This window comes from Janthinobacterium aestuarii, assembly GCF_051380835.1.
Taxonomy (GTDB): Bacteria; Pseudomonadota; Gammaproteobacteria; order Burkholderiales; family Burkholderiaceae_D; genus Janthinobacterium; species Janthinobacterium aestuarii.
This window is the reverse complement of the sequence record NZ_JBNYXU010000013.1, coordinates 196410-205909: the sequence shown is the minus strand read 5'-3', so window position 1 is coordinate 205909 and position 9500 is coordinate 196410. Positions and strand designations below refer to the sequence as shown.

At 63.6% G+C, this 9500-nt stretch carries 3 protein-coding genes and 1 pseudogene; 2 read left to right on the top strand and 2 right to left on the bottom strand.

Annotated elements, in window-relative coordinates; translation table 11 throughout:
• Positions 1–115 (top strand): annotated as a pseudogene (locus ACQ4WO_RS27070) (IS1595-like element ISJsp4 family transposase); the annotation flags it as partial.
• A 2-nt stretch (positions 116–117) separates the two neighbouring features.
• Here the strand turns inward: ACQ4WO_RS27070 and pbpC are convergent.
• Together pbpC and ACQ4WO_RS27060 are read right to left on the bottom strand one after the other, a co-directional pair.
• Positions 118–2214 carry a penicillin-binding protein 1C gene (pbpC, locus tag ACQ4WO_RS27065; RefSeq protein WP_436483994.1) on the bottom strand — a complete coding sequence of 699 codons (2097 nt, stop codon included), beginning with the start codon at positions 2212–2214 and terminating at the stop codon, positions 118–120.
• Positions 2215–2231: 17 nt separating this feature from the next.
• Complete coding sequence (locus ACQ4WO_RS27060; protein ID WP_436483985.1) at positions 2232–7994, bottom strand: alpha-2-macroglobulin family protein; 5763 nt, start codon at positions 7992–7994, stop codon at positions 2232–2234.
• 472 nt (positions 7995–8466) lie between these two features.
• On the opposite strand from ACQ4WO_RS27060, the gene ACQ4WO_RS27055 reads away from it, so the two are divergent.
• A complete protein-coding gene (locus tag ACQ4WO_RS27055) occupies positions 8467–9492 on the top strand; it encodes an OmpA family protein (protein ID WP_128140015.1) in 1026 nt (341 codons plus the stop codon).
• Positions 9493–9500: the final 8 nt, after the last annotated feature.

The window sequence follows — 9500 nt, the reverse complement described above, 5'->3', positions numbered from 1 at the left end:
CTATCTGTCGAACTACCTGGGATGGCGCTGGATACTCGACGCCAGGCGCATTCGCTCCCCTGAAACGTTATTGAAGGCAACGCTGGGCACCTTCCCACATCTAATGGTGACATAGCCTTATTTTTCCTGTGCGGCAAGCTGCCCCAACGCATTCCCCCGCACCTGAAACGCCACCTTCGCCACCGTCTTGCCCGCATCATCGACCAGCGCCAGCGCATGCTTGCCCGGCACGGGGCGCCAGCTGATGCTGTCAAGCGCCGCACCCAGGTCCTTGCCGTCGAGCACCCAGCGCAAGGCGTGGCTGCCCTGGGCCTGGAAGAACACGCGCTGCAAGGCTGGCGGGATATCGGGGTCGATGGCGAGGATGCTGTCTTCGGCCGGATACACGATGGCGGGCGGCTTTACGGTGTCGCCCAAGACGGCGATGACGGGGCTTTCCGTGCCGGCGATAAACCATTCACGGCGCGGCGCTTCGAGCGCGGGCTGGTACGCCACCATCTGCTGCAATACGCCGGGCGGCGCTTTTGGGGCATGGCTGGGCACGTTCTTGTGCAGGTAATCCATGACGTCGCGCCACACGGGCGCGGCACCCGTTACGCCCGACACGTCCCACATGGGCTTGCCGTCGAAGTTACCCACCCATACACCCACCGTGTAGCGCGCCGAGTAACCCATGCACCAGTTGTCACGCATGTCCTTGCTCGTGCCCGTCTTGACGGCGCTCCAGAAATTCGTCCCCAGCTCGTTGCGCAAGCCAAACGTCATACTGCGCGCGGCGCGGTCGGCCAGGATGTCGCCGACGATGAAGGCGGCGCCCGGCTCCATCACACGGCGCCGGTCCTTGCCAGCTTGCCCCGGCTGCAGGCTGGCCGTGCTGTACAAGCCGCCATTGGCCAGCGCGCGGTAGGCGTTGGCCAGTTCCAGCAAGGTCACTTCGGACGAGCCCAGCGCCAGTGACGGGCCGTAGTATTCGGCCGGTTCCGTCAGGCTGGACAGGCCCACTTCCTTGAGGCGGTTATAGAAGCCGTCCTGCCCCGTCAGCAGCACCGTGCGCACGGCGGGAATGTTCAGGGAACTGGCCAGGCTGGTGCGGGCGCTGACGTACCCCTTGAAATTGCGGTCGTAGTTTTGCGGCGCATACATGCCCGACGCCGTGGCGACGTCGAGCGGCGAGTCGTCCATGACGGACGCGGCCGTCATCAGCCGGCGCTCGATGGCCAGTTCATATAAAAACGGTTTTAATGTGGAACCGGCCTGGCGCCGGGCCGCCACGCCATCGACATGGCTGCCGCCCGCATTGCCGACATAGGCGAGGATCTCGCCGCTGCGGTTGTCGAGCACGATGATGGCGCCGTCGTTGACATTGCGCTCGCGCAAGGACGCCAGCTGCTGGCGCAGGTTTTCCTGCGCGAAGCGCTGCAAAGGACCATCGAGCGTGCTGGCGACCTGCGCACCGGGCTGTTTCAGTAACTGCTGCGCCACTTGCGGCGCCGGCGCCAGCTCCACGGCCAGCGCGTTGCGCTGCAGGGCCGTCTGCACGCGCTGGCCGATCAGCTGGCAGCTGCTGTCCATGCGCCACTCTTTCGCCAGCGCGCAGGCACGCCGCGTAACGGCGGCCGGCGGCGCGTTCGGTGCGCGCACGAGGCTGGCCAGGATGATGGCGTCCGTCTGGTTCAGGCCGGACGGCGCCTTGCCGAACAGGCTGTATGAGGCGGACGCGATGCCCTGCAATTCGCCGCGGAACGACACGAGGTTCAAATAGGCTTCAAAAATCTGCGCCTTGCTCCAGCTATCCTCGATGGCTTGCGCTGCGCGCATCTGGTCCCACTTCTGGCGCAGGCTACGCCCGCCCGAGGACGCCTGCAAGTCCGCATCGAGCTGGCCCGCCAGCTGCATGGTGATGGTCGAGGCGCCCCGAGGTTTCTTGGAAAACAGATTATCCCAGGCAGCCGTGGCCAGCGCGGACACATCCACGCCGCCATGCTGCATGAAACGCTGGTCTTCCGCCAGCAGCACGGCCTGCTGCACGGCGGGCGAGATGTCGGCCAGCGGCACCCACGGCAGCCGCCGCACCTTCATGTCCACGCGCAACGATTGCAGCGGCGCGCCGCTACGGTCTAGCAACTGCGCTTCCGAACTGCGGTAGGCGGCCTGCACCTGGGCCGGCGTCAGCATTGCCTCGGCGAAGACCGGGCCGGCCAGCAGGCAGCCCATCAGTAAAACCTTGCCTTTCACTGCCCCACCTTCACATTCGCATTCGGCGACTCGCCAAACATCTCGGGCGAATACATGGCCTCGATGCGCGTGGCCGGCAGACTGAAATCCCCGGCATTGTTCAGACGCACCGTGTATTCCACGCTCCAGTTACCCTTCGGCACGAAAGCGTAATAGGCGCGGAAGGCGTCGAACGCGCGTTCCTCGAACGTGGGCCAGACCCAGCCCGTGGATTTTTCGCCGGCCGTCATCAGCTGCGAATCACGGCCCAGGCCATTGCCCAGCACGGTGGCGCTGGCGGGGATCGGGTCGTCGACCACCACCCAGCTCATGTCCGCCTGCGCCGACAACTCCAGGCGCACGCGGTAGACGTCGCCGCGCGACCATGCACCCGCCGTCTTCTGTTCCACCGGCGTAACGGTTTTCTTGATCGTGTAACCGCTGGACACGGGCGCCTTGAGCGGGATCGCCGCCAAGCTTTGCACGGTGGCCCACGGTTTGCCCGTGCCGCTGTGCGCCAGGCCCAGGGTATCCGTGCCCTTTGGCCACGCCTGCAGCACGGGGCCCACTTTCGCCGCGCCGTTCCACACGAGCGCTTGCGTATCGCCGCCCAGCTTGACGGCACTGGCACCCGTCACGGGGGTGGATTCGAACTTGGCCGAGAACTTGTTAATGGCCAGGGTGCCCCAGGCGTTGGCTACCGTCGTGTCCCAGCGGCCCTTCTTCTGGCGGCCCATGCTGCCGCGCACGAGGCGGCCGATGTCATCCTTCCACGCCGGGTTGTCCATCACGGCCAGCAGCAGACGATTGGCGTTGACATCGCCCGAAACCATCAGCCACCACCAGTTATCCTTGCGCTCGGTGGAAAAGCCCATGGTCGTGCCCTGGAAATTCAGGCGCGAACGCAGGATCTGCTGCGCCTCGGCCAGCAGCGCGTCGCGGCGCGCCAGGCCTGGCGTGCGTTGCAACAACAGGTTCCAGTCGATGACGGCGGAAGTCGGCCACAGGTTCGGGTTGATGCTGATGCTTTCCAGCGCATCAGGCGGCACCTTGTTCGAACGCGACAGCGCTTCCAGTGCGGCGAGCTTGCGCACGGCCAGGTCCGTCGTGTCCAGCGCGGAACGGCGCACGATGCGGCCCTGCACGAAGGCCGTCAAGGCTGCTTCCATGCGGTTTTTCGTCTGTTCGGGAATCGCATAGCCCGCTTCCCGGGTTGCCGACAACACATACGCCGTCAAGCTGTCGCTGCCTTGTTCCATGATGGGGAAGTATTTCAGCATGCCGTCACTGTCCAGGTAGGCGGGCAGGCTGGCGGCCAGCTTGTTCCACGCCTCCTGGTCTTGCAGGGCAATGGCCTTCGACGTGTTTTGCTCGAAGCACGTGTACGGATATGCGGCCATGTACTCGCGCACGCCAGGCAGTTCGCCGCCGAGCTTGGCGACAAAGCTGGTCTGGATGCCGCCCCGGCCCGGCAAGGCGCCGGCCGGCATTTGCACGGACATATTGATGGGCTTGTCGACTTGCTGCAAGGTGGCCTGGTACGTGCGTACGGGCGTGGCCTGGCCCACCTTTTGCGTGATTTTCAGTTTATCCGAGGTGTTGCCAAGCCCGTTGCCCGCTTTCGCAGCCACCTCCCACACGACCGTTTGCGCGCCGAGCGGCACCTGGTAATCCCAGCCCGTTTCGCGCGCTTCGCCTGCCGCCAACGTCAAGCTCTGGCGCGGCAAGGCCTTGCCGGCCGCGCTGGCGTTCAATTCCACATTCAGCGAGGCGGCCGAGGTGTTGCGTACGGTGAAGCCTGCGCGCAACTGATCGCCTTCGCGCACGAGGGTCGGCAAGCCCGACATCAGGATCAAGTCTTGCGAGCTGCGGATGTCCGTGCTGCCCGTGCCGAACAGTTCCTTGCCGGCGCTGGCGATGGCGACGATGCGGAACGCCGTCAATGAATCGTTGAGCGGCACTTCCACGGTCGCTTCGCCCTTGGCGTCGAGCTTGACGGTGCCCTTCCAGAACAGCAGGGTGTCGAACAGTTCGCGGCTGGCGCCCTTGCCGCCGCCACCGCCGGCCGGGAAGGCCTTGCGGCCGAAGTGGCGCTTGCCGATCACCTGCATCTGCGCCGTCGCCGTTTCCACCTGCAGGCTGCGCTGCGCCATCATGGTGTCGAGCAATTTCCAGCTATCGTTGGGCATCAGTTCCAGCAGCCCCGTATCGACGGCCGCCAGCGCCACTTCGGCGCCGGCCGGCAACGGTTTACCGTCGGCGCGACGTACGCGCACGGACACCTCCGCCTTGTCACGCGTCTTGTACACCTCCTTGTCGGACACGACCATGACGTTCAGTTCATGCGCCTGCCACCCCACGTTCAGCGGTGCGATGCCCATCTTGTAGGCCGGCTTGCCCAAGTCCACCAAGGCCGTCGGCTGCACGCCATCGACCCTGCCCCGCACGACAAACACGGACACATACACATTTGGTGCATAGTTCGGTTTGACCGGGATATTTACCACCGGTTCCCGGCCATTGAGCTGGCGCACATAGGTGTCGAGGATGCCTTCGCGCTCGACCGTGATCAGCGCAGTGCCCGAACGGAACGGCATGCGTACTTGCAAGCTCGCTTCCTGGCCCGGTTCATAGCGTTTCTTTTCAGGCAGCACGTCGATGCGGTCATTGTCGCTGGCGTTGAACCACCAGTCGCCGCTGCCGGCCACCCAGGTTTCGCGGTTGGCGACAGCCGCGTTGCCGGCACTGTCCTGCGTGCTGGCGCGCAGAATCAGATTGCCGCTGGCGGGCGCCTTCACGTCGCACATCAACAGGCCCTTGCCATCCGTCTTACCCGCGCATGCCGGGCCCAGCTTGACCACTTCGCTGCTGTTTTCATACGCATAGAAGCCGCCGATCAGCCGCCGGCGGTGCGAATAGCTGTTGCGCTGGAAGAAATCGACGGCGACCGGGGCATTTGCCACGGGCTTGCCATTGGTGCCTAGCACGGCCACGGTGAACTTGAAGGCATCCTTGCTCAAGGCCCAGGCGTCGGGCTTGATGCCGATCAGATAGTTTGATGGCCACAGCGGGACGCGCGTGGCAACGGACGCCGTCTCGCCATTTGCATCCTGGAAGGCCATTTCCGCCACCAGGTCGCGCGGCGTGGACAGCTGCGGCAACTGGTCGATGACGATGCGCGCGCCGCCCGCCTTGTCCAGGGTCAAACTTTGCGTGCGCGCGGCAGCCGCACCGGCGCCGGCACCGGCACGCCCGCCATTGCCTTCGTCCTGCCACCCGCCCTCATCGTCGTCGTAGCCGGTGCCCTGTTTCACAAGACCTTCCTTCACGTCGCCATTGCTGAAGCTGTACTCGGGATAATCGGCAAACGTCACGCTCTTGTCTTGCAGCACCGTGCGCAGCTTGACGGGCGCGTTAGTGGCCGCGCCGCCGGCCAGATACGTGATTTGCGCATCGAGGGCCAGTTGCCTGGCCTGCACGGCGGGCGCTTTCGGGCCCTGCAGCACGGCTTTCATGGTCGGCACGCGGAACGCTTCCACGCGGAAACTGCCCGAGGGACGGCCCGCCATCGTCACGCTGTATTCGCCCTGCTTGGCGTCGGCGGGAATGACCCAGTCGCTTTCCGCCGTGCCGCTGGCCGACCAGCGCAGCGGCAATTGATAGTTCTGGTCGCTGCCCTGGTGCGTGATGACGACAGAGGTGGCGCTGCCGGGACCGTTGTTCTTGTCGACCAGGCTCATGCCCTCGCCCGTGTGCTTGCGTATGAAATGCTTCATGTGCACGGTTTCGCCGGCGCGCAGCAAGGTGCGGTCAAAAACCGTCGCCAGCAGGGTGTTGTCGGCGCGCGTGTCGTCCGTGGGCAAATTGAAACGCCACGCTTCGATGCCGCCCACCCAGTCCGACAGGGTGAACGTCATGTCGCCGCCGCTGCGCGCACTGATAAAGTAGCGGCCATTGTTCTTGCAGCTGGAATTGGCCAGCTCGCCGGGGATGGGCGCCACGCCGTCCGCGTCCGTGGCGCCTTGCCACAGCAGCTTGCCGGCGCAGTCGCGCACGGCCACTTGCGCTTTCGCAACAGGCGCGCCCTTGTCGAGCGACGTCACCCACACGAGCGACGATTGCGCGCCATGCTTGAAGTGGGCCGCCAGATTCGTCACCAGCGCGGCCGTGCGGATATAGGCCGTCGTCGGTTTGCCCAGCAGCACTTTGCCGAGGATGGGGCTGGCCAGTTCGACCACATAAAAGCCCGGCTTTTGCAGCGGAATGCCGATCACTTCAAAGGTTTTCCTGCCATCGGGCCGCGGCAGGCTGATGGGACGCGTGCCGGCCGCGCCCGCCAGCACGGATTTGCTCATGTTGCCCGCATATTGCGCGTACGGCTGCCAGTATTCGCCGCCGTCGCCGTTGCTGGCCAGGCGCTGCATCCACTCGATGATGAACTTGTCGTCATTGTCGGGCACGCGCAAGGTGGCGCCCGTGGCGGCTGCGGATGGCTGGGCGATTTCCTTGCCCGTCAGCACGGGTTCGATATTGCGCACCGTCACGGGCAGCAAACCGTCGCCCTTGGCTTCGATGATGCCGAACGGGGCCGGGAATTTGAGCAGCGGCGGCTGTTCGCCCGTGCGCACCGTCATGGGGAAACGCGCGCGATTGAGCAAGGCGCGGCCCGCGTCATCCGTCAGCTTCGGCGGCAGGCTCAGCACGAAACTCGCTTGCACGGGGAATGGGCCGTTGAAGGCGGCGCTGTACAGGAATTCCGCCTTTTCTTCCTCTTTTGAAATCGTCGGCACATACGTCTTGCCGGCGCCCTTCAGGGTCATGGCGCGCACCAGCGATGCTTTCACGGGCGCGGAAAACTGCACGCGCATGGGCAGGAAGGGTATGCATTGCTCTTTCGGGTTGCTGCGCTCGCAGCTGAACTTGGCCGTGAAATCGGGCCGCGTCTTGAACTGCAAGGTTTGCGCCTTCTCCGTGGCGATGCCGCTGGCGCTGGCGATGCCCTCGCCCCACACGAGCGACACCTTGGCGTTGGCGGGGAAGCTGCGCTTGCATTGCAGCACGGTGACGGGCAACGGCGGCGCGCCCTTGCTGGCGACGGGCATGCCCGCTTTCCACACGACGCCCCGCTGTTTGAAGTACACGGTCAGATAGCGGTCGAGAAAACTCTTGCGCAGGGTCAATACCTGCTCCAGCTCCTTGCCTTTGAACACGCGCACGGGAATCTTTTCATTGATGCCATCGGCGCGGCAATACGCATTGGCGGCCACGCTGGCCTCGTTCGGCGTGGCGTCCAGGCCCAGCACGAAGATCTGGTTTTCATCGATGTAGGGTTGGCCGTCATACGGTACGGCCTCGACGATGGCCGGGCCGCCCGTGGTGAAACGGTAGGACGTCGTCCCCTGCAAAGCCTGGCCCGCCAGGTCTTTCAGCCCCGGCTTCAAGGTGAAGCTGCAGGCCACGCCGGCCGGCAAGTCACGCTCGAAATCGAAGTTCCAGTTGCGCTCGTCGGCCCAGCGCCCCGCGCCCGCCACGACGGCAGGCTCGGCCTTGCCGCAATCGACGGCGAACGGTGCGGGCAAGCCCATGTCGCCGAACGGCACCATCGGCGTGGCGAACTGGGCCCGTATCTGGCGCACGGCCTTGACCGTGCCGCTCGGTGAAAACACGGACACGCCGCTATCGGCCCAGGCCGGCGCCGCCAGGCCCAGCGACAGCAGCAGGCACAAGGAGCCCAGTTTGCCAGGCAGCGGGGAAGAAAAAACACGGGGCAGGTCAGGCACGAGTGACTCCTTGATGAAAAGTGGCGGAGCTGGCTGCGGCGCGCAAAAGTTGCCTGGCGGAAGCCCGGAAAAGCAACAGAACGCGGCAGGAATACAACATCAATGTAATATTAGTTATCAAGCTCATCATTGTTGCTAATATACAGTGGCATGCAGGTGACAAGCCGTACGATTGCCTCTTGCCGCGGCGCCAGGAAGTGGCCGTGCTTGTAAAAGTTTCACTTAGCAAATTAGTTTTTTTCAACACCAAAGCCCTTGTCGTGAATCCGCAACACCATTGATATACCGCAATGCTTTGTGCGCCAGCGCACCGACCACGCGAACCTGCAATCGTATTCTCTAGTCTAACAGCAGTGCATTTATCGCAAGAAAGCGCACCTGGAAATGTGGTCTATCTCTAGCAATAGCACGTGTAGCAAGATGTCGTTTTGATGCCGTAGAGAAAATCTCTTATCAACGTTGGGAGTTACTTGTGAATAATCTAAAAAAAATCGCCGTTGCCGCCGCAGTCCTGTGCTCTGCCCTCGGCGCACAGGCCCAGGAAATCAATCCCTCCTGGTATATTCAACCTAGCATCAACGCACTCAAGCCAGATTCCGACTTCGCCACGGATAAAACCGGCTATGGCGCAGGCTTGCGCTTCGGTAAGCCTGTTTCCCAGGATTGGGATATCCAGTTGGGCACCACGTATGCCCGTTCCAAGGATGGCGGCCAGCGCTACCAGCAAAATACGCTGGGCGTAGACGGCCTGTACATGTTCTCGCGCAAAGCCTTCCGTCCCTTCCTGCTGGTCGGTGCCGGTATGCAACGCGATAAAGACACCAGCTTCGCCTTCGGTGAACGCAGCAAGAGCTCGCCATACGCCAGCGTGGGCCTGGGTTTCCAGTCCACGATCAACGATCAATTGTCGTTCCAGGCTGACGTGCGCAATGTGCACGGCTTCCTGCGCGGCAATACCTTCGACCCGAGCAGCAAGTCCAACAACTACTACGTCACCGTGGGTCTGAACTTCGCGTTCGACAAACCGCCTGCACCGCCGCCACCGCCGCCACCACCGCCAGTGCGTGAAGAAGTCGTCGTCGTGCCGCCACCTCCGCCGCCACCGCCGCCAGCACGCTTTGAAAAAGTGACGATGTCGGCAACAGAACTGTTCGCGTTCGACAGCGCCAAGCTGGGTCCGACACAGACCAAGCTCGACGAAATCGCCCGCGTGCTGACCGCAGCGCCGGATGTCAATAACGTCGTCATCAGTGGTTATGCCGACCGCATCGGTTCGCCCAAGTACAACCTGAAACTGTCGCAGCAGCGCGCTGATGCAGTCAAGGAATACCTGGTCGCCCATGGTGTTGCCGCCAACCGCCTGACGGCCGAAGGCAAGGGCTCCACGAATCCTGTCGTCACCTGCGACAACAAGAAACGTGCCGACCTGATCAAGTGCCTGGAACCAAACCGCCGCGTTGAAGTGGAGCAAATCACCATCGAACGCCGCGTGCAATAAGCTGAACA